Source organism: Pseudomonas sp. PB106 (assembly GCF_009764645.1).
Taxonomy (GTDB): domain Bacteria; phylum Pseudomonadota; class Gammaproteobacteria; order Pseudomonadales; family Pseudomonadaceae; genus Aquipseudomonas.
Genome location: NZ_RWIM01000115.1, coordinates 47,401 through 70,057, shown reverse-complemented (window position 1 = coordinate 70,057; position 22,657 = coordinate 47,401). Strand labels below are relative to the sequence as shown.

The 22,657-nt window shown below is 57.9% G+C and carries 20 protein-coding genes; 9 read left to right on the top strand and 11 right to left on the bottom strand.

Annotated elements, in window-relative coordinates:
• Positions 1-80: 80 nt before the first annotated feature.
• Both EJA71_RS15280 and EJA71_RS15275 read right to left on the bottom strand, forming a co-directional pair.
• Positions 81-845 (bottom strand): CHAD domain-containing protein, encoded by a 765-nt coding sequence (locus EJA71_RS15280; RefSeq protein WP_158958172.1) that lies wholly within the window; start codon positions 843-845, stop codon positions 81-83.
• Between the two features lie 79 nt (positions 846-924).
• Positions 925-1,203, bottom strand: coding sequence for a hypothetical protein (locus tag EJA71_RS15275; RefSeq protein ID WP_129394926.1), 279 nt, complete (start codon positions 1,201-1,203; stop codon positions 925-927).
• Positions 1,204-1,419: 216 nt separating this feature from the next.
• On the opposite strand from EJA71_RS15275, the gene EJA71_RS15270 reads away from it, so the two are divergent.
• On the top strand, positions 1,420-2,466 hold the full coding sequence (locus tag EJA71_RS15270) for a patatin-like phospholipase family protein (protein WP_158958169.1): 1,047 nt from the start codon (positions 1,420-1,422) through the stop codon (positions 2,464-2,466).
• A 139-nt stretch (positions 2,467-2,605) separates the two neighbouring features.
• On the opposite strand, the gene EJA71_RS15265 is transcribed toward EJA71_RS15270, so the two are convergent.
• From EJA71_RS15265 to kdpF, 6 genes are all read right to left on the bottom strand, one after another.
• Positions 2,606-3,304, bottom strand: a complete 699-nt coding sequence (locus tag EJA71_RS15265; RefSeq protein WP_158958167.1) for a response regulator — start codon at positions 3,302-3,304, stop codon at positions 2,606-2,608.
• Positions 3,305-3,352: 48 nt separating this feature from the next.
• Positions 3,353-6,004, bottom strand: a complete 2,652-nt coding sequence (locus EJA71_RS15260; RefSeq protein WP_158958165.1) for a sensor histidine kinase KdpD — start codon at positions 6,002-6,004, stop codon at positions 3,353-3,355.
• Positions 6,005-6,149: 145 nt separating this feature from the next.
• A complete protein-coding gene (kdpC, locus tag EJA71_RS15255; protein WP_158958163.1) occupies positions 6,150-6,695 on the bottom strand; it encodes a potassium-transporting ATPase subunit KdpC in 546 nt (181 codons plus the stop codon).
• A gap of 228 nt (positions 6,696-6,923) precedes the next feature.
• Positions 6,924-8,981, bottom strand: a complete 2,058-nt coding sequence (kdpB, locus tag EJA71_RS15250; protein ID WP_158958161.1) for a potassium-transporting ATPase subunit KdpB — start codon at positions 8,979-8,981, stop codon at positions 6,924-6,926.
• A gap of 10 nt (positions 8,982-8,991) precedes the next feature.
• Positions 8,992-10,686, bottom strand: a complete 1,695-nt coding sequence (gene kdpA / locus EJA71_RS15245) for a potassium-transporting ATPase subunit KdpA (protein ID WP_158958159.1) — start codon at positions 10,684-10,686, stop codon at positions 8,992-8,994.
• A gap of 8 nt (positions 10,687-10,694) precedes the next feature.
• On the bottom strand, positions 10,695-10,784 hold the full coding sequence (gene kdpF / locus EJA71_RS15240; protein ID WP_007899818.1) for a K(+)-transporting ATPase subunit F: 90 nt from the start codon (positions 10,782-10,784) through the stop codon (positions 10,695-10,697).
• A gap of 414 nt (positions 10,785-11,198) precedes the next feature.
• On the opposite strand from kdpF, the gene eat reads away from it, so the two are divergent.
• The 3 genes from eat (at position 11,199) to EJA71_RS15225 (ending at position 13,649) form a co-directional block, all read left to right on the top strand.
• Positions 11,199-12,563 carry an ethanolamine permease gene (gene eat, locus EJA71_RS15235; RefSeq protein WP_158958157.1) on the top strand — a complete coding sequence of 455 codons (1,365 nt, stop codon included), beginning with the start codon at positions 11,199-11,201 and terminating at the stop codon, positions 12,561-12,563.
• Positions 12,564-12,786: 223 nt separating this feature from the next.
• Positions 12,787-12,954 (top strand): DUF2897 family protein, encoded by a 168-nt coding sequence (locus tag EJA71_RS15230; protein WP_064503201.1) that lies wholly within the window; start codon positions 12,787-12,789, stop codon positions 12,952-12,954.
• A 137-nt stretch (positions 12,955-13,091) separates the two neighbouring features.
• Positions 13,092-13,649, top strand: a complete 558-nt coding sequence (locus EJA71_RS15225; RefSeq protein ID WP_158958154.1) for a TetR/AcrR family transcriptional regulator — start codon at positions 13,092-13,094, stop codon at positions 13,647-13,649.
• Here EJA71_RS15225 and fabF read toward each other — a convergent pair.
• The 3 genes from fabF to EJA71_RS15210 form a co-directional block, all read right to left on the bottom strand.
• Complete coding sequence (fabF, locus tag EJA71_RS15220; protein ID WP_158958152.1) at positions 13,646-14,920, bottom strand: beta-ketoacyl-ACP synthase II; 1,275 nt, start codon at positions 14,918-14,920, stop codon at positions 13,646-13,648. The genes EJA71_RS15225 and fabF overlap by 4 nt on opposite strands.
• 22 nt (positions 14,921-14,942) lie before the next feature.
• Positions 14,943-15,746 (bottom strand): SDR family oxidoreductase, encoded by an 804-nt coding sequence (locus tag EJA71_RS15215; protein ID WP_158958150.1) that lies wholly within the window; start codon positions 15,744-15,746, stop codon positions 14,943-14,945.
• 213 nt (positions 15,747-15,959) lie between these two features.
• Complete coding sequence (locus EJA71_RS15210; RefSeq protein ID WP_158958148.1) at positions 15,960-16,295, bottom strand: helix-hairpin-helix domain-containing protein; 336 nt, start codon at positions 16,293-16,295, stop codon at positions 15,960-15,962.
• Positions 16,296-16,593: 298 nt separating this feature from the next.
• Here EJA71_RS15210 and EJA71_RS15205 point away from each other — a divergent pair, with 298 nt between their 5' ends.
• From EJA71_RS15205 to EJA71_RS15185, 5 genes are read left to right on the top strand one after another with little or no spacing between them, the layout of a single operon-like run.
• Positions 16,594-18,015: a UbiA family prenyltransferase gene (locus EJA71_RS15205; RefSeq protein ID WP_158958146.1), complete on the top strand. Its 1,422-nt coding sequence runs from the start codon at positions 16,594-16,596 to the stop codon at positions 18,013-18,015.
• Positions 18,012-19,328, top strand: a complete 1,317-nt coding sequence (locus EJA71_RS15200) for an FAD-binding oxidoreductase (RefSeq protein ID WP_158958144.1) — start codon at positions 18,012-18,014, stop codon at positions 19,326-19,328. The genes EJA71_RS15205 and EJA71_RS15200 overlap by 4 nt, the downstream gene beginning before the upstream one ends.
• A complete protein-coding gene (locus tag EJA71_RS15195) occupies positions 19,325-20,065 on the top strand; it encodes an SDR family oxidoreductase (protein WP_158958142.1) in 741 nt (246 codons plus the stop codon). Before EJA71_RS15200 ends, EJA71_RS15195 begins: the two co-directional genes overlap by 4 nt.
• Positions 20,066-20,107: 42 nt before the next feature.
• Positions 20,108-21,730 carry a hypothetical protein gene (locus EJA71_RS15190; protein WP_158958140.1) on the top strand — a complete coding sequence of 541 codons (1,623 nt, stop codon included), beginning with the start codon at positions 20,108-20,110 and terminating at the stop codon, positions 21,728-21,730.
• The gene (locus tag EJA71_RS15185) at positions 21,727-22,656 is read left to right on the top strand and encodes an NAD(P)-dependent oxidoreductase (RefSeq protein WP_158958138.1); all 930 of its coding nucleotides are present in this window, start codon (positions 21,727-21,729) and stop codon (positions 22,654-22,656) included. The genes EJA71_RS15190 and EJA71_RS15185 overlap by 4 nt, the downstream gene beginning before the upstream one ends.
• The last annotated feature ends 1 nt before the right edge of the window (position 22,657 follow it).

Here is a 22,657-nt window from a genome sequence, read left to right as displayed (position 1 = left end):
GCGATCTTTTGATTTTTAACAACAAGATCAAAAGATCGCAGCCTTCGGCAGCTCCTACAGGGGATATCGCGGGGCTAAGGTTATTTGAAGCAGGCAACGCTGAGTTTTTCCAGCACGCGATCAGCCTTGGTTTCGGCTTTGACCATGGTCGCCTGCCAAGTGGCGACGCAGGGTTGCAGATCCGCTTCGAGCTCAGCCTTCGCCAGCCACTGCCAGCAATCGTGCCAGTCGCCCAACGCACCTTGCGCAGACTTCAAATGCTTCAGCGCCGCTTCCGGCAAACGATCCAGTTCGGGATACGCCTCGATGCCATAACGCACGCGCTTGATCAGCAGACGCAGGCGATGGCGGTCGTGGGCGGGATCGTGCAGCGCCTCATCGAGTTTCTTCCACTGCTTGCCGAGGCGTTTTTCGATGCGTTTACCCAAACCCTTGAGCAAACCCTGACGCTGGGAGGCTCGCAGGAAACGTGGGAAGGCGTCGAGAATCATCAACAGCGCGGCCACTTCGGCACTCGCCGCCAGCGCCGGATAGGCCTCGGCCATTTGCGCCATGCGCCGTTGCGCGGCGTCAGGCTGATCGTGCTTGAGCAAGTACGCCGCCAACACCTCGCGATCCCGCCATGGCGTGGTCAGTTGGCCGACAGCCGAAGCGGCGTCTTCCAGTTGTTCGACACCTGGCAAACCGCGCAACGGTCGCAACAGACTGCGCAGCCGCCGCACCGTGGTGCGCAGGTCATGCAAGGCCTCGGGATCGGTGCGCGCCGTCAATCGGGCCTGACAGGCCAGCAATCGCACTTCCAGGCCGAGGACATGAGCTACCAACCGATCAACCAACGCGGACATCACGTGCTCCTGTTTCAAATGGCTTCGAGGATGAGTCTGGCGTTAAGCGAACCCGGCATCCTTGCTTCAGGTCAGCAGCTTAGCGCCCGGCGCGGGATTCGCGAATGTAGAAACGCGCCTTTTCGGCTTTGCTGCTGCAACCTTCAAAACCTTCGAATTGCTGTTGGGTCTTCGCGGCGGTCAACAGCGACAGGGCTTTGGAATAACTGACGGTGCCGGCAAAGCCTTCGGCCTTGGCCAGATCCAGTTCATGCCACGCGGCATCGAGCTGGCTGCCGCAACTGTCGCGATACGCGGTTTTCCCAGCGCAACCGGCCAGTGCCAGGGCAATCAACGGTACACAGATCCAGGCTTTCATTACTCACACCTCAAAGTCAGGTCAACAGTCGTGCAGGTAAGACGGTTCGGTGGCGAAAAAGTGCCTTGCCTCAGCGTGAAACTGCGCGGGCCAAAGCATAGCGCCGAAGGCTCATGCCGTATCGAAAAAACGACCTCACCGGCGCACTCAACGACCTTGTCGATTGAGCCGGCCCGGCGATGAGTGCATTGTGGAACCTTGTCGGGAGGAAGTTTGATGAAAAAGCGTGTCGCACTGGTGCTGGGCTCTGGTGGCGCCCGGGGCTACGCCCATATCGGGGTCATTGAAGAGATTGAACGACGCGGTTACGACATCGCCTGTATTGCCGGTTGTTCGATGGGCGCAGTGGTCGGCGGAATTTACGCCGCCGGCAAACTCGATGTGTACAAGAACTGGATCGAAAGCCTCGATTACCTCGATGTGTTGCGCCTGGTCGATGTGAGCTTCCGCCTCGGCGCGATCCGTGGTGAAAAGGTCTTCGGGCAGATCCGCAAGATCGTCGGCGAGATCAATATCGAAGACCTGCGCATCCCCTACACCGCCGTCGCCGCCGACCTCACCAATCAGCAGGAGATCTGGTTCCAGGAAGGCTGCCTGCATCAAGCGATGCGCGCTTCGGCGGCGATTCCCAGCCTCTTCACCCCAGTGATGCAAGGCAATCGCATGCTGGTCGATGGCGGCATTCTCAATCCGTTGCCGATCGTGCCGGTGGTGTCCAGCCACTGCGATCTGATCATTGCGGTCAATCTCAACTCGACCAACCAGCGCCATTACAAATTGCCGGTGATCCAGCGTCCTCCGGCGTTTCGCTCACGCTTCGACAGTCTGATCAGTTCATTGGGTTCGAAGATGCCGTTTCGCCGCAAACAGGCCGAGCAGTTGTTGAAGCTGGAACAGGAAGCCCTGCGCGCCGAGGCGGCGGACATCAACCCGTGGCTTGAGGGCGTCGAACCCGAGAGCCAGCAACCGGCGGCGGCCCCCGAACGCGAAGGTGCGCCGAAATCGGCGACCGGCTCGTTCATCATCGATAACGTCGGCCCGGCGTCGCTGCTGGACCTGATCAACCAGAGTTTCGAGGTGATGCAGACCTCGCTGGCGCAGTACAAGATTGCCGGGTATCCGCCGGATATCCTGATCAACGTGCCGAAGCGGGTTTGCCGGTTTTTCGAGTTTTATAAAGCGCCGGAGCTGATCGCGTTGGGGCGCGAGATTGCGCGGGATACGCTGGATCGGTATGAGAGTGAGCAAGGGGATCGCAGCTGATATTTCGCTGGCTGTCAGTCCGTCATCGCTGGCAAGCCAGCTCCCACCGTGGTCGGTGTGATATACAGATTTCAATCACGACTGAAAAACCTGTGGGAGCTGGCTTGCCAGCGATGGTGTCTGCCGGGACAACAAATGACTAAAGAATGCTGTCGTTAATCAGCCGATAACCCACCCCCGCCTCCGTCACGATAAACCGCGGCCGCGTCGGATCATCCGCCAGTTTCTGGCGCAGATGCCCCACCACAATCCGCAGGTAATGACTGTCCTCGGTGTGCGTCGGCCCCCAGATATCCTTGAGCAATTGCTGCTGGGTAATGACCCGCCCCGGATGCCGCGCCAGTTGCGCCAGCACCGCATATTCCTTGCGCGTCAGCGCCACTTCGACACCGTCGAGCAGCACCCGTCGATAAGCCAGGTCCACGGTCAGCGGGCCGAAACTCAGCGCGGCTTGCGGCGCTTCCCCCGCCGGGGCCTGGCGCAATAACGCCCGCACCCGCGCGAGAAACTCCTGAATGCCGAACGGCTTGGTCACATAGTCGTTGGCGCCACCGTCCAGCGCCTCGACTTTCTGCCCTTCGCTGGCGCGCACCGACAGCACCAGCACCGGCGTCGTCGCCCATTCGCGAAACTCGCGCAGCACCTGTTGGCCGTCCATGTCCGGCAGGCCGAGGTCGAGCACCAGCAAGTCCGGTTTGTTCAGCGCCGCTTGTGCGAGGCCTTCGGCACCGGTGCCGGCCTCGAGCACTTTGTAGCCTTGGGAAGCGAGGCTGATGCGCAGGAATTTGCGGATCTGCGGTTCGTCGTCGATGACCAGAATGGTCGCGGTCTGGCTCATGAATTCACATCAACAGAAAAGAGTGGCAAGAGAGTAGCGCAGTCGGATTCAGGCTTCATTGTCCATTCCCGGTTGCGCCTGCAACGGCAGGTGCAAAGTGATGCAGGTGCCACGGCCCTCGATGCCATCGGCCACGCTGATGCGCCCGCCGTGCGCGCCGACCATGCCCTGACAGATCGCCAGGCCGAGGCCGGTGCCCTGCCCGCCACGATCACCGCGTGCGGCGGTGTAGAACATGTCGAAAATCTTCGCGCGTTCGTCTTCGGGAATCCCCGGGCCTTCATCGCTGACCGAGAAGTAAATCTCTTGATCATTCGCGCCCGCGTTAACTTGCAGACGACCGTGAGCGGGTGAAAAGCGTGCGGCGTTTTCCATCACGTTGACCAGCGCCTGTTCGATCAGCGCCGCATGCACGAACAGCAACGGCAGCTCGGCCGGCACCTCAGTGCTGACCTGCAACGGCGCCAGCACTGCACGCAGACGATTGAGCGAACTGCCGACGATGTCCGCCGGCGACACCCAGTCCCGCGCCAGTTTCAGGGCACCGTGGCCGAGCCGGGTCATGTCGAGCAGATTCTGAATGTAGCGATCAAGACGTTCCGCTTCATCGCGGGTGCCTTCGAGCAGCTCGCGGCGATCCTCCAGCGGAATCGCTTCGCCCAGTGCCAACAGGCTGTCGATGCTGCCGCGCATGGCGGTCAACGGCGTGCGCAGATCGTGGGACACCGACGCCAGCAGCGCACTGCGCAATTGCTCGGTTTCGCCATGCAGGCGTGCGGCTTCGAGGTCGTCGGCCAATTGCGCACGGGCCAGCGCTTGCGCCAGCGGTTGACTCAACGCAGTGAGCAAACGGCGACGCTGGCCGCTCAAGGTCTGGCCTTCTTTGGCGCAAACACCGAGCAGTGCCAGCGGCCCGTCCTCGACAGACAGCGGCCACCACCACCAGCGCCCGAACGGCAACGTGCCGGTGCCCATGCCTGCGGGTTGATCGTGTTGCCAGGCCCAATCGGCGGCGGCGCGTTCTGCTTCGGTGAATTGCAGCGGGCCGCCGGTCTCGACTTTCCAGCCGCCCTGGCCGTCACGATTGAGCAGGCACAGTTGCAGGTCGCTCCAGCCATTGAGGTGTTGCGCAGCGGCGCTGACTACGGCTTGGCGATCGGTTGCGGCAGTGAGTTTGCGCGACAGATCGAGCAGTTCGGTGGTCTCTTCCTGGGTGTCGCGCAACGCCTGCAATTGCCGCCGCTGACGGGCCGCGAGGTTGCCGGTAAGCGCCGCCATCAAGAGGAAAAACAGCAGCGTCAGCACGTCTTCTTCGCGCTGGATGCTGAAAGAAAAATTCGGCGGGATGAACAGAAAATCGTAGGTCAGAAACGACAGCGCCGCGCAGGCCAGCGCCGGACCGAGACTGCTGCGCACCGCCACCAGCAACACCGCCGCGAGGAACACCAGCGAGATGTTCGGCAGCGGCAACACACTCGACACCGCCCACGCCAGCGCACTGGCCAGCAGCGTCGCAACCACGGCCAACGCATAGTCGAACCACACCAGCGTCAACGGATTGCGCGGCCGTGGTTGATGCTGTTGTTGATCACTGTCGAGGACGTTGATTTCCAGTCCATGGGCCTGACGCAACAAGCGTGCCGCGAGACCGCCACCGAACAAGCGGCGACGCAAACGTGGTCGCGACTGGCCGACCAACACCAGACTGGCGCGACGCTCGGCGGCGTGCTGAATGAGGGTTTTCGCCACTTCACCGGCGCGCAGCAGAACCACTTCACCACCGAGGCGTTCGGCCAGTTGCTGGGCACTTTGCAGGCGCAGGCGCGATTGTTCGTCACGTACGCTGCCGTTGTCGACGTGCACCAGACTCCACGGCAGATGCCGGCGCTGAGCGACACGACTGGCGTGGCGCACCAAGCGCTCGGCCTGCGCGTCGCCATCGACACCGACCAGCAATCGACCGCGTACCGCCGGCGCGGCCTGACCGAGTTGGCGATAGCCTTGGGCGAGATCGTTATCGACCTGTGCGGCGGCGGTTTGCATCGCCAGTTCACGCAGAGCGGTGAGGTTGGTCTGGGTGAAAAACGCATCGATGGCCGCCCTCGCCTGTTCCGGCACATAGACCTTGCCTTCGCGCAGACGCTCGAGCAATTCACGCGGCGGCAGGTCGATCAGCAGCAGCTCGTAGGCTTCTTGCAGCACCCAGTCCGGCAAGGTTTCGCGCACCTGCACACCGGTGATGCCGCGCACCTGATCGTTGAGACTTTCGAGGTGCTGGACGTTGACGGTGGTGAACACATCGATGCCGGCGGCGAGCAGTTCCTGAATGTCTTGCCAGCGTTTGTCGTGACGACTGCCGGGCGCGTTGCTGTGGGCCAGTTCATCGACCAGGACCAGCTTCGGTTTGGCGGCGAGGATGCCGTCGAGGTCCATTTCCTCAAGCATCACGCCACGGTATTCCGAGCGCACCAACGGTTGCTGTGGCAGGCCGCCAAGCAGTGCTTCGGTTTCGGCACGGCCGTGGGTTTCGACGACGCCGGCGATGACTTTCACGCCCTGGCGCAGTTGCGTGTGCGCGGCCTGGAGCATGGCGTAGGTTTTGCCGACACCGGGGGCGGCACCGAGGAAAACCTTGAGCCGGCCACGGCCGTCACGGGGCAGGTCTGCTAACAGCGCGTCGGCGCGGCCGGAGTCGCTCATCTGGGGTTGCCTTGTTCAGTTTGTCATTGATGATCGTTCCCACGCTCTGCGTGGGAATGCAGCCCGGGACGCTCTGCGTCCCACCAAAGCGGACGCGGAGCGTCCATTGATGCATTCCCACGCAGAGCGTGGGAACGATCATCTTCTACAGTTTTTCCAGTGCCATGTTCAGCTCCAGCACATTCACCACCGGCGGCCCCACCAGCGGTTGTTCGATGTGCGCATCGAGCAGTTGTTGCAAGGTCGATACCGGCAGGTTTCGCGCTGCCGCGACTCGCGCCAGTTGATAGGCAATCGCTGCCGGTGGCAAGTGCGGATCGAGGCCGCTGCCGGAAGTGGTCAATAGCGCCAGCGGCACCGGGCCTTGGCCTGGCACCTGCAACTTGTTGGCGTCGTCGATCACCCGCGTGGCGAGTGCCGGATTGCTTGGGGCAAGGTTGCTGGCGCTGCTGGAAACCGTGGCAAACGCACCGGCGGATGGGCGCGGATGGAACCACGCATCACCGACGAAATCCTGGGCGATCAGGGACGAGCCGCGGACTTTTCCGGTGGCATCGTGGACGAGGCTGCCGTTAGCTTGCCCGGGGAAAGCAACCTGGGCGATGCCGGTGACGACCAGTGGGTAGGCGACGCCGGTGACCAGGGTCATCAGCACCAGCAGGCTGAGGGCGGGACGTATCATTGTGGGCATTTCAAAATCCTCGAATTCGTTGGGCAAACTTTTGTGGAGTGTCAGGGGGATCGCTTCCCCCTCACCCCAGCCCTCTCCCCCAAGGGGGCGAGGGGAAAGGGAGCCGATCTCTATGCTTTTCAAAACCTGAGTTCGGCTCGATGTATCAAGTCGGTGCAGCTCTCAAAAACACCTCAATCAGTCCCCTCTCCCTCCGGGAGAGGGCTAGGGTGAGGGGCACTCCCAGCCTTAAACCAAATGCAAAGCCGTGAGCAACATGTCGATCGCCTTGATCCCCACAAACGGCACGAGAATCCCGCCCAATCCATAGATCAACAGATTGCGCCGCAACAACGCCGCCGCACTCGCCGCTTGCACCCGCACGCCGCGCAACGCCAGTGGAATCAGCACGACGATGATCAAGGCGTTGAAGACAATCGCCGAGAGAATCGCGCTCTGCGGGCTGGTCAGCTGCATGATGTTGAGCACGCCCAGTTGCGGGTAAATCGAGGCGAACAGCGCCGGCAGGATCGCGAAGTATTTGGCCACGTCGTTGGCGATGGAAAACGTCGTCAGCGCACCACGGGTCACCAGCAATTCCTTGCCGATCTGCACCACGTCGAGCAGCTTGGTCGGGTCGCTGTCGAGATCGACCATGTTCGCCGCTTCGCGTGCTGCTTGCGTACCGTCGTTCATCGCCATGCCGACGTCCGCCTGGGCCAGTGCCGGAGCATCGTTGGCGCCGTCGCCGCACATCGCCACCAGACGACCGTCGTTCTGCTCGTGACGAATGCGCGCGAGTTTTTTCTCTGGAGTCGCCTCGGCGAGGACGTCATCGACGCCTGCTTCAGCAGCAATCGCAGCAGCGGTGAGCGGGTTGTCGCCGGTGACCATCACCGTACGAATCCCCAGTTTGCGCAGTTCGGCAAAACGCTCGCGGATGCCCGGTTTGACCACGTCTTTCAGATGGATCGCGCCGAGCAGTTTGCCGTCGGCACAAACCAGCAACGGCGTGCCGCCGCTCTGGGCGATCTTGTCGATTTCCCGCGCCAGCGCCGGCGCCAGATCCGTGCGTTTCTGGCCGAGGAAACTCAGCAGCGAATCCACCGCGCCTTTGCGGTAGACGCGACCTTGATAGTCGACGCCGGACAAACGGGTTTCTGCGCTGAATGGCACAGCGGTCAGGGTTTCCGGTGCTGGTTCAGGCTGCGGGTGCAGACCGCGCAAGTATTCGACGATGGACTTGCCTTCAGCGGTGTCATCGGCCAGGGACGCGAACAACGCACCTTCGGCCAACTCACGGCCCGTCACACCCGGCGCGGCATACACCGCGCTGCAACGACGGTTGCCGAAGGTGATGGTGCCGGTCTTGTCGAGCAGCAGCACATGCACGTCACCCGCCGCCTCCACGGCGCGACCGGACTTGGCGATCACGTTGAGGCGCACCAGACGATCCATCCCGGCAATACCGATGGCCGAGAGCAAACCGCCGATGGTGGTCGGAATCAGCGTCACCAGCAGCGCCACCAAAAACACCAACGGCAGGCTGCCATTGGCGAAATGGGCGAACGGTTGCAGGGTCACCACCACCAACAGAAAGATCAGGGTCAGGCCGATCAGCAGAATATCCAGCGCGACCTCGTTCGGGGTTTTCTGGCGTTTGGCGCCTTCGACCAGCGCGATCATGCGGTCGAGCGTGGACTCGCCGGGGTTGACGGTGATCTTCACCAGCAACCAGTCAGACACCAGCCGCGTGTTGCCGGTGACGGCCGAGCGATCGCCGCCGGACTCGCGAATCACTGGCGCAGACTCACCGGTGATCGCCGCTTCGTTGACTGCCGCGATGCCTTCGATGACTTCGCCGTCACCGGGGATCATCTCCCCGGCTTCGACGCGCACCACATCACCCTTGCGCAAACTCGCTGCCGGCACCACTTGAAAGCTGCCATTGGCCTGTTTACGCCGTGCGCTGAGGCCTTCGCTGCCGGCCTTGAGGCTGTCGGCGCGAGCCTTGCCGCGCCCTTCAGCCAAGGCTTCGGCGAAGTTGGCGAACAGCACGGTGAACCACAGCCACAGGGCGATCTGCGCGGCGACGAAGGTCGGCACCTCGGCGTCGGGAAGGAAGCACAGCACGGTGGTGAAAATCGCCGTCAGCTCGACCACCAGCATCACCGGCGAACGCTTCAGTTGCCGAGGGTCGAGCTTGACGAACGCTTGCACCAGCGCCGGACGCCAAAGGGCCGAGATCGCGGTTTTCGCGTGTTCCGGCGCCTTGACGGCGGCGGGTTTGATTGCGGGCATATTCATCGATAAGTCCTCAGAAGCCCATGCTCAGATGTTCAGCGATTGGGCCCAACGCCAGAGTCGGCAGGAAGGTCAGGCCGCCCACCAGCAAAATGGTCACGGTCAGCAGGGTCACGAACAGCGGGCCGTGGGTCGGGAAGCTGTTCTGGCCGATCGGCGCGGTTTTCTTCATCGCCAGACTGCCGGCCAAGGCCAGAACCGGGAGGATGTAACCGAAGCGACCGATCAGCATGCCCAGACCCAGCATCAGGTTGTGGAACGGTGTGTTGGCACCCAGGCCACCGAACGCCGAGCCGTTGTTGGCGCTCGCCGAGGTGTAGGCATAAAGCAACTGACTGAAACCGTGCGCGCCGGGGTTGCTGATGGTCGCCGCCGCACTGGGAACCGCTGCTGCAATCGCGCCGAGCACCAGCACGCCGACCGGCATCACCAACAGCGTGACGACCAGCAACTGCACCTCACGCGCCTGGAGTTTCTTGCCGAGGTATTCCGGCGTACGCCCGATCATCAGACCGGCGAGGAACACCGCGATCAGCACGTTGAGCAACATGCCGTAGAGCCCGGCACCGACGCCGCCGAAGATCACTTCGCCGACCATCATGTTGACCAGCGCGACCATGCCGCTGAGCGGGTTGAGGCTGTCGTGCATGCCGTTGACCGAACCGTTCGAAGCCGCCGTCGTCGTCACCGACCACAGCACCGTGGCGGTAGTGCCGAAACGTGCTTCCTTGCCTTCCAGCGGCGCGGTCTGCTCAACGGCGGCGTTGTTAAGGGTCGGGTTCGGTTGGTATTCAGCCCACAGCGAAGTCGCGCCGCCAATCAGGAACAGCGCCAGCATGCAGGCGATGATCGCGCGGCTCTGACGCAGGTCTTTGACGTAGTGGCCGAAGGTGAACACCAGCGCCACCGGGATCAGAATGATCGAAGCGACTTCGAACAGGTTGCTCCACGCGGTCGGGTTCTCGAACGGGTGCGCCGAGTTGACGCCGAAGAAGCCGCCACCGTTGGTGCCCAGTTGCTTGATCGCAATCTGACTGGCGGCCGGGCCGAGCGGAATCACTTGATCCACGCCCTGCATCGTCACGGCATGCACATATTGCGCGAAGGTTTGCGGCACACCCTGCCAGACCAGATACAGCGCCAGCAGCAGGCACAGCGGCAGCAGGCCGTAGAGAGTGGCGCGGGTCATGTCGACCCAGAAGTTGCCGAGAGTTTTCGTCGATTTACGGCCGATGCCACGGCACAGCGCGACCAGCACGGCGAGGCCGGTGGCGGCGCTGACGAAGTTCTGCACGGTGAGGCCGACCATCTGGCTCAGGTAGCTGAGGGTAGCTTCGCCGCTGTAGGACTGCCAGTTGGTGTTGGTCATGAAACTGACCGCGGTGTTGAACGCCTGCGTCCATTCCTGGCCCGGCAGATTTTGCGGGTTCAGCGGCAAGTGATCCTGAAACAACAGGATCGCGAACAACAGGAGGAAACCGGCGAGGTTGAACGCCAGCAGTGCCAGCGTGTACTTCTGCCAGCTCTGCTCAGCCTCAGAGTCGACCCCGGCGATGCGGTAGCAACCGCGCTCGACCGGGCCGAGAATCGGCGTCAGCCAGGTGCGCTGACCTTCCATCACTTTGTAGTAGAAGCGCCCGAGCAGCGGCGCCGGGAGCAAGACCAGCGCAAAAAATGCGAGGATCAGCCAATAGTCATAACTGTGCATAGCCGCTCCTAGTTCCGGTCCGCGCGCAAGAGCGCAACCAACAGATAAATGAACAGCCCCACTGCCAGCAGCAGTGACACCCCATCCAGAACGCTCATGGAAGATCTCCGTGTTACGGCGTATTGCCGCGTGTGGAGGCATTGTCGGAAAGGAGGCTGTAAAGGAACGAGAGCGAGGGTGCTGGCTGTGCATAAAGAAAGCGTAAAGACTGGGTTTATGCGCGGTTTACGGCGGTGTTTGCACCGACCTCATCGCTGGCAAGCCAGCTCCCACAGGTTTTTGGGGTGTACGCATATTGGTGAACGACCGAGATCACTGTGGGAGCGGGCTTGCCCGCGATGACGGCGGCCCTATCGGCATCGCACCCAAATAGCGCACGGATTCGTTAGTGCTGCGACTCGAACATCCCCGATACGACAGCTTTCAACTCATTACGACTTGTTTCAGCGCAATGGCACGCCCACTGCACGCGCCCTCCTCCGAGCTTTCCAAACCGTTCAGGGAGCAAGCGCATGAACACACAACTCAAACCCACGCTGGGCACGTTGCACCTGTGGGGCATCGCCGTCGGGCTGGTGATTTCCGGGGAATATTTCGGCTGGAGCTACGGCTGGGGTGTCGCCGGAACGCTGGGCTTTCTGGTGACCTCGTTCATGGTCGCGACCATGTACACCTGTTTCATTTTCAGTTTCACCGAACTCACTACCGCGATTCCCCACGCTGGCGGGCCGTTTGCCTACAGCCGTCGCGCCTTTGGCGAAAAAGGAGGGTTGATTGCCGGGCTGGCGACGCTGATCGAATTCGTCTTCGCGCCACCGGCCATCGCGCTGGCAATTGGCGCTTATTTGAATGTGCAGTTTCCAGCGCTTGACCCGAAACATGCGGCGGTCGGTGCTTACATCGTATTCATGGGACTGAACATTCTCGGTGTAAAACTGGCAGCTACGTTCGAGTTGATTGTCTGCGTGCTGGCCGTGGCTGAACTGCTGGTGTTCATGGGCGTGGTCGCGCCAGCGTTCAGCTTCAGCAACTTTGCCCTGAATGGCTGGGCCGGGTCGGATGTGTTTGGCGCACCAGCGATTGCCGGGATGTTCGCGGCGATTCCGTTCGCGATCTGGTTTTTCCTCGCCATCGAAGGTGCGGCCATGGCGGCGGAAGAAGCTAAGGACCCAAAACGCACGATTCCCAAGGCTTACATCAGCGGCATTCTGACGCTGGTGTTGCTGGCGATGGGCGTGATGTTCTTCGCCGGCGGTGTCGGCGACTGGCGCACCCTGGCCAACATTAACGACCCACTGCCGCAAGCGATGAAAACCGTGGTCGGCGACAACTCCGGCTGGCTGCACATGCTGGTGTGGATCGGTCTGTTCGGGCTGGTGGCGAGTTTCCACGGCATCATCCTTGGCTACTCGCGTCAGTTCTTCGCGCTCGCCCGCGCCGGTTACCTGCCGGCTTCACTGGCGAAACTGTCGCGCTTCCAGACCCCGCACCGCGCCATCATTGTCGGCGGCATCATCGGCATCGCGGCGATTTACAGCGACGGGCTGATCAATCTAGGTGGCATGACCCTAACGGCGGCGATGATCACCATGGCCGTGTTCGGCGCGATCGTGATGTACATCATGAGCATGCTCAGCCTGTTCAAACTGCGTAAATCGGAGCCGAATCTGGAGCGTACTTTCCGCGCGCCGTGCTATCCGTTGATTCCGATGATCGCGTTGGTATTGGCCGTGGTGTGCCTGGTGGCGATGGCCTGGTTCAATGCGTTGATCGGGCTGATCTTCCTCGGTTTCATGGCCGTCGGGTTCGGCTACTTCCTGCTGACCGGCCAGTTGCGTGCCGATGCGCCGGCCGACGCGATGCTCACGGGCCAGTAAACCCTTCATGTAGGAGCTGCCGAAGGCTGCGATCTTTTGATCTTGTTTTTAAAAAAGCAAAGTCAAAAGATCGCAGCCTGCGGCAGCTCCTACATGGATTTCGGGTGTACCGGGCATAAGCGGCCTAGAATGGAACCACTGTGAAGTCATTTCGCTCATAAGTGGTAGGCAGCGTTGCACGGCGAAATCCTCGTCGGTCGATCTGCTATTAAGGAGAGCCGTTATGCCCTGGTATGCCTGGTTGATTCTGGTTGTTGCAATCGGCTCGATCGTTGGCGGTTTGATGATGCTGCGCGACACCGCCAACAAGGTCGAACTGACCGATGAAGAGCGCAAACGCGTGGCTGAACGCAACGCCGAAGCTGACGCGAAAGAAGCGCAAGACCGCTGATAAAAACCCCGCCTGATTGGCGGGGTTTGTTTTTGCGAGCACGATTGGACTTATCTGCATGCTTTTTAGAAGTAGAAGTACAGTCACCATTTAATTTTCAGTGGTTAAGATGGTGGCATTGTTGCGGAGAGCTCCACATGCGTTACTCGCAGGACCATAAAGCCCAGACCCATCAGCGCATTATCAAGGAAGCCTCGGCACGATTCCGCAAGGACGGCATCGGTGCGACCGGCCTGCAACCCTTGATGAAAGCACTGGGGCTGACCCATGGCGGTTTTTATTCGCACTTCAAATCCAAGGACGAGTTGGTGGAGAAGGCTCTGCAAGAGGCTGGCGCACAACTGGATGCGCACTGCGCCACGCTGTTTTCCGAAGAGCGCCCACTGGAAGCCTTCATCGACAGTTATCTCTCCGAATGGCACCACACCTCGCCCCACGAAGGCTGCCCGTTACCGACCATGTCCTCGGAACTCGGTCTGCGCGGCCAGCCCAGTCCGACCACCGACGCGGTTCTCAATGCGCGACTGCAGCAAGTACAGAATGCGCTGGGTGGCGAAACCGCCGCCGATCGCAGCGTCGTGATCATGGCGACATTGCTAGGTGCGCTGGTACTGGCGCGCAGCGTCGAAGATCCGGATCTGGCCCAGCGTATTCTCGGCGTCACGCGCGCACACCTGAAAAACCAGCAGGATTAATCTTGCCAGCGCTTGAACAGCACGCTGGCATTCACCCCGCCAAATCCGAAGCCGTTGGACAAGGCATATTCGATGGGCATCGACCTCGCTTCGCCGTGCACGATATCCACGCCTTCACTCGCCGGGTCAGGATTGTCGAAGTTGAGCGTTGGCGGCACCTTTTGATCGCGAATCGCCAACAAAGTGAAGATCGCTTCCAGCCCGCCAGCCGCACCGAGCAAGTGGCCCGTCGCCGATTTAGTCGACGTTACGGCGATTTTCTTTTCGCTGCCAAATAACGACTTGATGGCCGCCAGTTCCCCGAGGTCTCCCACCGGTGTGGAGGTCGCATGAGCATTCAGATGCTGAACCTGATCTGGCGTTACACCGGCTTGAGCCAGTGCGAGCGTCATCGCCCGACGTGCACCGCTGCCGTCTTCCGGCCCGGCGGTCAGATGGTAAGCATCGGCCGTGGTGCCGTAACCGACCAGTTCAGCCAAGGGCTGCGCCCCCCTAGCCAGCGCATGCTCCAGCGACTCGATCACCAACAGCCCGGCGCCTTCGCCCATGACGAAACCGTCGCGACCACTGTCGAACGGCCGCGAGGCACGCTCCGGGGTGTCGTTGTAACCGCTCGATAGCGCCCGCGCTGCCGCGAAACCGGCAAGACTGACGCGATCGATACAGGCTTCCGCGCCGCCGCACACCGCGATGTCCGCTTCACCGGAGCGAATCAATCGCGCAGCATCGCCAATCGCCTGAACCCCCGCGGCACAGGCAGTCACCGGTGCGCCGAGCGGGCCCTTCAGACCATGCTGAATGGAAACGTGACCAGCGGCGAGGTTGACCAGAAACGACGGAATGGTGAACGGCGACAAACGTCGCGGGCCACGGCTGTCGGTGGTGCGCACCGCATCGGCGATTGCGCCGAAGCCACCGACACCAGAGCCGATGATCGTCGCGGTACGCGCTTGATCGTCTGCGTCAGTGGGATGCCACCCCGCCTGCTCCAATGCCTGTCGGGCCGCTTCCATGGCAAACAGAATGAAGCGGTCCATCTTCTTTTGTTCTTTCGGTGGCGTGGCACGATCGGGATCGAAACCGGCTTCGGCATCCTCTTCCACCGTCGGCACACGTCCGCCGACACTGGTGGGCAAATCCGCGACCACCGCTTCCGGCAGTTTTCGCAAACCCGAGCGACCGGCCAGCAAGCGCTGCCAGACAGCTTCGACTTCGCTGCCCAACGGTGAAACCAGACCCATGCCCGTGACCACTATTCGACGCTGATCCATACCGTGGTTACCTCCAATCAATTCAATTGCCTGCCTTGTAGCGTTGGGCTGCCGAGCTGCGTGAAAGGTTCGGTGCCATGACATGCCGCGCGGCTACGAAAGCCTGCCACTCGCCGGCATCGGGCAGTGACGGGATCGTGATCAACTCACCCTGATCCAGTCCTGCCAACGCCGCATCGACCATTTCACCGGCCTCCATGACCATCTCCGCAGGAATGCCGCTGGCGTCGATCCCGGAGCGTTCCCAGATTTCAGTGCGGGTTACGCCCGGCAACACGGCCTGGACCTTCACACCCGTGCCATCCAGTTCGGCGTTCAGCGACTGGGTCAGGCTCAGTACGTAAGCCTTGCTCGCGCTGTAGGTTGCGTTGAATCGCTCTGGAAACAATGCGACCACCGAGGCGATATTGATGATCGTACCGCGCCCGGCTTTGGCGAAACTGGCGGCCGCCGCCGAAGCCAGGCGCGTGACGGCGGTGATGTTCAGTTGAATCAGGCGCTCCAGGTGATCAAGGTCGGCATTGGCCAGCAGGCCATCAGCGGCAACGCCGGCATTGTTCACCAACAGACTGATGCTTGAGTCGCTGCGCAGACGTTGTTCGAGTTTGAGCACATCATCCTTTTGCGTCAGATCGGCTTTGAGCACCTCAACCTGAATTCCGTGGGCATCACGCAACGTGGTTGCGGCGCTCTCTAGGCGTTCCTTGTCGCGGGCCACCAGCAGCAGATCAAAACCGCGGGCAGCCAGACGTTGCGCATAAATCGCACCGATACCGGACGATGCGCCGGTGATGAGAGCGGTGCCTTTCGATTGGACAGAATTCATCAAATGTTCCTCAAACGCTGTGGGATCAATCGCCTCTGAGGCAGGCTGCCTCAGATGGCGCAGAAATTATTATAGGCATAATCTCAACTCAATATGATAGCCATAATTTTTAATCGTCCGACGAACGCTTACTGCCGTTTCGCGGCGCTCACGGCGCCGCGAAACAAAAAAGGCCGGTCTCAATGACCGGCCTCTTGGCGTTGAACAATCAGCTTAGTTGACTTCCAGCTTGTCGCGATTGCGATCCAGAATCGCCTTGCCGATACCCTTCACTTCCAGCAGTTCCTCCACTGAAGCGAACGGCCCGTTTGTTTCGCGATAGGCAACAATCGCTTTTGCCTTGGCCTCGCCCACTCCCGCCAGTTCCTTTTGCAGAGTGGCCGCATCGGCTTCGTTAAGATCGAGTCGGGCACCTTGGGAGGGGGCTGTGACCTCCGCTGTCGAAGAGATTCCAGGCGACTGTACTGGCGCAACGGGAGCCGCGATGGCGGCAATCGAGGCGCTGGTAAGCAAAGCAAACATCAAGGAATAGAAATAACCGATACGCATAAAGTGACGCTCCATCATCGTTTTAGAAAGCAGCCTTTCCGAAGCTGCTACCCAAATTTAGGCCATGGCGGGCGCCTGTCAAAAATGCATTCATTACAGGATATGAGATAATTGAGGACGAGATGGATCCATGTTTGAGCTTGCGTCCTCATGACTTACAACCCTTGTCTATGATACTGTGCCGACCGAAATTCCGTATAGAAGCACTGCTCGTCATGGCGCCCGTACATTGCCACTGTCGACCGACTCCATCGACCCGAAACTGATCTCTCAGTCCAGCATTTCAAGGACAGAACTTGTGACTCTCCCCCTCGTTGTTGACCTCGACGGAACGCTTCTGCGCTCCGACCTTTTGGTAGAAACGGGCATGGCATTTATCCGTCACCATACGCTCCGCTTTTACAAAATGGCTGGTTGGCTGGCGCAAGGTAAAAAAATTCTGAAAACCAATCTTGCCTTGGCAACCGAGCTGGATGTCACAACGCTGCCGTATAATCCGGAAGTGCTGGAGTTGATTAAAAAGGCAAAATCAGAAAAACGGAGTGTCGTACTTGCCACGGCCAGTCATTACACTCTGGCGGAGAAAATCGCAGAACATCTGCAACTTTTTGATCTTGTGCTCGCAACTAATAAAGAGCGAAACCTTACCGCAGAATCCAAACGAGATGTATTGATCGAACAATTCGGATTTCGCGGCTTCGACTATGTAGGGAATTCCCATGACGACATAGTGGTCTGGTCATCGGCCAGACATGCCTATGTAGTTGATCCAGAACCAGGCGTTCTTGGTAAAGCTCGGGCCATCGGCAATGTCGCAGAAACGTTCGTCTCGCCTCGCACACCACTTAAAAGCTGGACATCTGCGCTCAGAGTCCATCAATGGATGAAAAACGCCTTGATCTTCGTCCCGCTTCTCGCGGCGCACCAGATCATGAATCCGATAATGGTCTGGCAAGGGATTCTTGCGTTCATTCTATTTGGGCTGTGTGCATCAAGCGTTTATATCCTTAATGATCTCCTGGATCTGGCAGATGACCGTCACCATCGTCTGAAAAAAAACAGGGCCTTCGCTTCGGGTGAATTGACGATTATTTCCGGATTGGTCGCATTCCCGATATTACTGATAACCGCGTTTACAGGGGCCATTGCTCTTCTGCCGTGGCAGTTTTCCGCAGTGCTACTTACCTACTATGCACTGACGCTGGCTTATTCACTTGATCTGAAGCGCCGGATGTCAATTGATGTCATCGCCTTGGCGGCGCTTTACACCCTGAGAATTATTGCCGGCGCAGCGGCGTTTCAGCTCCAGCCAACTTTCTGGATGCTGGCATTTTCGATGTTCATGTTTTTGAGCCTCGCTCTGGTCAAACGCTACGCAGAATTGCGTGACGCGAGAGTCAAAGGCAAAAAAGAGAAAACAAGGGGGCGGGGTTACTATCCCGATGACCTCGAGATGATTTCTTCCCTGGGCGCTTCCTCAGGATATTTGTCAGTCATGGTGCTGGCCCTTTATATCCATGATCAAGCAACAGTGGCGCTTTACTCCAACCCTGAAATCATCTGGCTTGCATGCCCGCTTTTGTTGTTCTGGATCACTCGCGTCTGGATGCTGACTCATCGCGGGCTTATTCATGAGGATCCAGTGGTGTTCGCAATTCGCGACCGGGTCAGCCTGATCGTCGGCATACTTTTCTGCGCTGTGTTCTGGGCGGCAGCATGAGTAAGCCTCTCTACTCCTGGGGTCGTTATCCGCAACACCCACAGATTGCTACAGCCTGCACCTGGCGATCCGATCTGCCATCTGCGATAAAAAGCTTCCAGGATCAGCAACTGGAAACGTTACCTTTTGGTAATGGCCGAAGTTATGGCGACAGCTGTCTGGCGGCAAGCGACCACGTCATACAAACACGCTCGATGGACCGCTTCATCGCTGCCGACTGGAGCACTGGCCGAATCGTGGTTGAGGCGGGAATAACGCTCGCTCAGATTCTTGAGGTGATTATCCCCAGAGGCTGGTTCCTTCCTGTCACTCCTGGCACCCAGTTTGTGACAGTGGGTGGAGCCATCGCCAATGATGTACATGGAAAAAACCATCATCGTAAAGGCACGTTCGCCAGTCATACCCCGCGGTTTGGATTGTTGCGTAGTGACGACGGCCTACTGGTCTGTTCCACGGAAGAAAATCCGGCCTTGTACGCAGCAACAATCGGCGGACTTGGACTTACCGGGATCATCACGTGGAGCGAAATCAATCTGGTCGCTATCAACTCCTCCGCGATAGATAGCACGAAAGTTCGCTTCGACAATTTGAAAGAGTTTTTCTCATTGTCCGATGAACTGGATCAACAGCATGAGTACAGCGTTGCCTGGATTGACTGCCTTGCCAAGGGCGATGCTGTGGGTAGAGGCGTCTTCATCGTGGGCGATCACGCCCCTTATGGTGAACTCAAACTGACTCACAAGGGAAAACTCAACGTCCCCTTTACACCGTTTGTTTCACCGTTTTCGTCGCAAACACTGAAGTGTTTCAACAACACCTATTGGCATGTCCAACCATCGAAGAGAACGCGCCAGAACATTCATTACGAACCGTTTTTCTATCCATTGGACGGCATTCTGAATTGGAACCGTATTTACGGCTCCAAGGGCTTTCAGCAATTTCAATGCGTCATCCCTGAAGTCAACGCTGAAGCGACTGTTCATGAACTGCTGAGCACCATCGCGAAAGCGGGTCAAGGATCGTTCCTCGCGGTTCTGAAACGCTGTGGGGAAATCCCCTCCCCCGGCTTGTTGTCCTTCCCAATGCCCGGAACGTCGCTGGCTCTGGATTTTTCACAACGCGCAGGACTCGATACAGGCTTGTTCAGGCGCCTTGATGACATTGTGGCTGAAGCCGGTGGCAGGCTATACCCCGCCAAAGACGCTCACATGAGCGCTGAACACTTCAGAACGTTTTACCCTGCGTGGGAACAGATAGAAGAATTGCGTGATCCTGCCCTCAAGTCCCGATTTTGGAAAAGAGTAACATCATGAAGCGAGTGCTAATAATTGGAGCAACTTCCGCCATCGCCACCGCGTGCGCCCGATTGTGGGCAAGGGATGGCGCCGAGTTTTTTCTGGTAGGGCGAAATGGCGAAAAACTTGAACAGGTGTCTAACGACCTGAAGGCTCTTGGCGCTACAGCTGCTTCTGTCTACACGCTAGAAGCTACAGATGTCGACGCTCATCAGCAGATGATGGAAAAGTGCCTGGCCACCCTGAGGCAGATCGATATTGCTTTGATCGCCCACGGCACATTGCCCGATCAAAAAGCCTGCGAAAAAGATGCTCAATTAGCACTGCGTGAACTGGCCAATAACGCTACATCGGTAATCGCATTACTCACATTACTGGGCAATCAATTCGAGCTTCAAAGGCACGGCGCCCTGGCAGTCATTTCGTCTGTTGCCGGTGATCGTGGCCGACCATCGAACTACTTGTACGGATCTGCAAAAGCCGCTGTCTCGACATTCTGTGAAGGCTTGCGCGCTCGGCTGTTTAAAGTTGGCGTATCACTTACCACCATCAAGCCTGGTTTTGTGGATACACCAATGACGCAAGGTTTGAACTTACCCCCACTGCTGACGGCCCAACCCGAGAAAGTAGCTGAAAGCATCGTCAAAGCAGTAAGAAACAAGAAAGACACTGTCTATACGCCATTTTTCTGGGCACCCATCATGCTCATAATTAAATACCTGCCAAATTTCATATTCAAAAGAACAAATCTGTAAACCCATAGACACTTGAACAACGATCAATAACAGGGCATGTCAATGTCAGTTTTAAAACACATTCAGCAACCCATCCAAAGGTATTCGCTACTCTTAGCCTTTGCAATTGTTGCGTTCCTAAACATCGAATACCTGAACACTTATGCAATTAACGTCGGGGCATTTGACTACCCGAATTACGCCAATATGATTTACTCGGGCGTGTCTAACCTGATTCATGCCAGTGGGTATGCTTGGTTAACCCGCGGTGCGCTCGACATCGCGGGCATAGCGAATGGCCCGGACATTTATGATACTGAATGGCTAAAAAACCTGCAGTATATCCATGTATATTTTCACCTGCTGGCTATCGCGTTTTGCACCTTTATCTGCAACAGAGTATTCGGTAAAACTTCCGCGTTTCTGATGTGTCTTGCATGGGGTGGCAGTTTATTCTTCATGGGAGGCGTAAACTCCGTCGCCCCGGATTGGCTTCAAGGCGATCTCGTCGCAATTTCGTTATTGACGGCTCTCTGGGCATTCAATATCAAGCACTCTGGAAAAGTCTTTTTATACGTGCTGTCCGCTGTCGTATTGACACTGGCCTATCTCGTAAAATTCAACTCTCTAGTGATCGCGCCGGTTATCGCCCTCTTGATCATTTGCGACAGTAAAAAATGGCATTGGAAAGCGTTAACTACCGCTGTTAGTTTGCTGGCAAGCTGGATCTTGGTTTTTGCCTTCATCGAGTCATTCCATTACCCGACGACCAACACCCGTCAATTGAGCTATGATCACGCATGGGTTCTGATTGACGCCATTCCGAATAACTACATTACTCAAGAGCCTGAAAAACTAGGCATCAATGCGCTGCGCTGGAAAGCACTTGGGGCGGTATTGCCACCCGACTATTTCAGGGCGGCCGCTTATCAAGATGTCGATTGGGGAGCCCCCCAGGACGTCCGCGACTACTTCCTCGCACAGTTCAACTATTTGATGAATGCTCCCCGTGCGGACCTGATTGAGTTCGTCAAGAACTATCCTTTGCCGAAAAATTTCAATATTCATTTTTCAGCAATTCCAGGTTACTACTATATTGGACTGCCGCAAACTGACGCCCTTGGAATAGCCGTTTATAAAGAGTCATTATTGGCAATACCAGGTGCTTACGCAGAAAAACTATTCTCCGGGACGATAAATTTCCTCACAGGTTCTGCAACGCAATTGACGCCATTGAAATCGAACAGCCTGGGATTGATCTTGGGCGAAGAGATACAAGGGGACGGTAGCATCTCGCTAACACCTCCCAAGGGGCGCATACCTCAGCATATGCTGTATTGGAATCCTTCCGAGAAGGCCAATCTGCAAGGCATGACGCTCTTCGGCTGGATCAATGCCCTGACACCACCCGCTTGGTTTTACGCCCTGTTATCCCTCGCCTCATGCCTGGCAATAATCAACATCCATACAATGCAGAAGATTTTCCAGGCAGGCATTGTGGTCCTGGCCATAGGACTACTCGTCAGTTCATCCTTGATGTTGCTAGGTGTCCGATTCAAAGAAATGCTCGCGCTGTTGCCAGTCGTGAGTATTTTTCTCGGTTTTGGTACTGCCAGCTGCATCGCGTATTACCGGAACAGAATCAAAGTTAAGGACACCCTGGACGTCAACGGAGCGCCAACATGAAAATCATACTTCCTGGCGGAGCAGGCCTGGTCGGCCAGAATCTGGTGGCACGCCTGAAAAGCCGTGGCTATACGGAAATTGTAGTAATCGATAAGCATCAGACCAACCTGAATATCCTCAAATCAGTTCATCCGGAACTCACGGTAGAACACGCAGATTTATCCAAAAGTGGCGACTGGAGCCGACATTTCACAGGCCCCGCTGTCGTGGTGATGTTGCAGGCACAGATTGGTGGAAATATTTATCAGGAGTTCGTCCAGAACAATATCGACTCCACGTGCCTGATTCTTGATTTGATAAAAAGCAACCCAGGCCTACGTCTGGTTCACATCAGCTCATCGGTTCTTGAGTCAAAAGCTGACGACTTCTACACTCAGACAAAACGAGCACAAGAGGGACTGGTGCTGGCCAGTCACATTCCTTGCCCGATTCTTCGCCCTACTCTCATGTATGGCTGGTTTGACCGCAAGCACCTTGGATGGCTCGCCCGCTTCATGAAAAAGACCCCTGTCTACCCTATCCCCGGGGACGGAAAGTTTATGCGTCAACCACTGTACGCCGGTGATTTTTCAAACATTATCATCAGCTGCATTGAGAACCACGACATACAGGGAACTTTCAATATTTCCGGTCACGAAAAAATCGATTACATCGATATCATCCGCGAAATAAAACGGGTCACTCGTTCAAACACTAAAATCATAAAAATCCCCTACTCCCTGTTCTATGCATTGCTTTGGACATGGGCACTGTTCGACAAGAACCCGCCTTTTACCACACAGCAATTAGCCGCATTGAGCACCAAAGACGAGTTTGAGGTCATCGACTGGCCAACGATTTTTGGCGTCCCCTATACGACTTTTTCGACAGCGATCGACGAAACGTTCAACCATCCGACTTATAGCAATATTGTGCTGGAATTTTAAT

Coding starts and splice junctions, on each gene's coding strand:
- kdpB (WP_158958161.1), bottom strand. CDS start 8,981: ATGAATATGCCCGCAATCAAACCCGCCGCCGTCAAGGCGCCGGAACAC.
- EJA71_RS15185 (WP_158958138.1), top strand. CDS start 21,727: ATGAAAATCATACTTCCTGGCGGAGCAGGCCTGGTCGGCCAGAATCTG.
- kdpC (WP_158958163.1), bottom strand. CDS start 6,695: ATGCCCACAATGATACGTCCCGCCCTCAGCCTGCTGGTGCTGATGACC.
- EJA71_RS15230 (WP_064503201.1), top strand. CDS start 12,787: ATGCCCTGGTATGCCTGGTTGATTCTGGTTGTTGCAATCGGCTCGATC.
- kdpA (WP_158958159.1), bottom strand. CDS start 10,686: ATGCACAGTTATGACTATTGGCTGATCCTCGCATTTTTTGCGCTGGTC.
- EJA71_RS15210 (WP_158958148.1), bottom strand. CDS start 16,295: ATGCGTATCGGTTATTTCTATTCCTTGATGTTTGCTTTGCTTACCAGC.
- kdpF (WP_007899818.1), bottom strand. CDS start 10,784: ATGAGCGTTCTGGATGGGGTGTCACTGCTGCTGGCAGTGGGGCTGTTC.
- fabF (WP_158958152.1), bottom strand. CDS start 14,920: ATGGATCAGCGTCGAATAGTGGTCACGGGCATGGGTCTGGTTTCACCG.
- EJA71_RS15270 (WP_158958169.1), top strand. CDS start 1,420: ATGAAAAAGCGTGTCGCACTGGTGCTGGGCTCTGGTGGCGCCCGGGGC.
- EJA71_RS15215 (WP_158958150.1), bottom strand. CDS start 15,746: ATGAATTCTGTCCAATCGAAAGGCACCGCTCTCATCACCGGCGCATCG.
- EJA71_RS15190 (WP_158958140.1), top strand. CDS start 20,108: ATGTCAGTTTTAAAACACATTCAGCAACCCATCCAAAGGTATTCGCTA.
- EJA71_RS15225 (WP_158958154.1), top strand. CDS start 13,092: ATGCGTTACTCGCAGGACCATAAAGCCCAGACCCATCAGCGCATTATC.
- eat (WP_158958157.1), top strand. CDS start 11,199: ATGAACACACAACTCAAACCCACGCTGGGCACGTTGCACCTGTGGGGC.
- EJA71_RS15260 (WP_158958165.1), bottom strand. CDS start 6,004: ATGAGCGACTCCGGCCGCGCCGACGCGCTGTTAGCAGACCTGCCCCGT.
- EJA71_RS15275 (WP_129394926.1), bottom strand. CDS start 1,203: ATGAAAGCCTGGATCTGTGTACCGTTGATTGCCCTGGCACTGGCCGGT.
- EJA71_RS15200 (WP_158958144.1), top strand. CDS start 18,012: ATGAGTAAGCCTCTCTACTCCTGGGGTCGTTATCCGCAACACCCACAG.
- EJA71_RS15265 (WP_158958167.1), bottom strand. CDS start 3,304: ATGAGCCAGACCGCGACCATTCTGGTCATCGACGACGAACCGCAGATC.
- EJA71_RS15195 (WP_158958142.1), top strand. CDS start 19,325: ATGAAGCGAGTGCTAATAATTGGAGCAACTTCCGCCATCGCCACCGCG.
- EJA71_RS15280 (WP_158958172.1), bottom strand. CDS start 845: ATGTCCGCGTTGGTTGATCGGTTGGTAGCTCATGTCCTCGGCCTGGAA.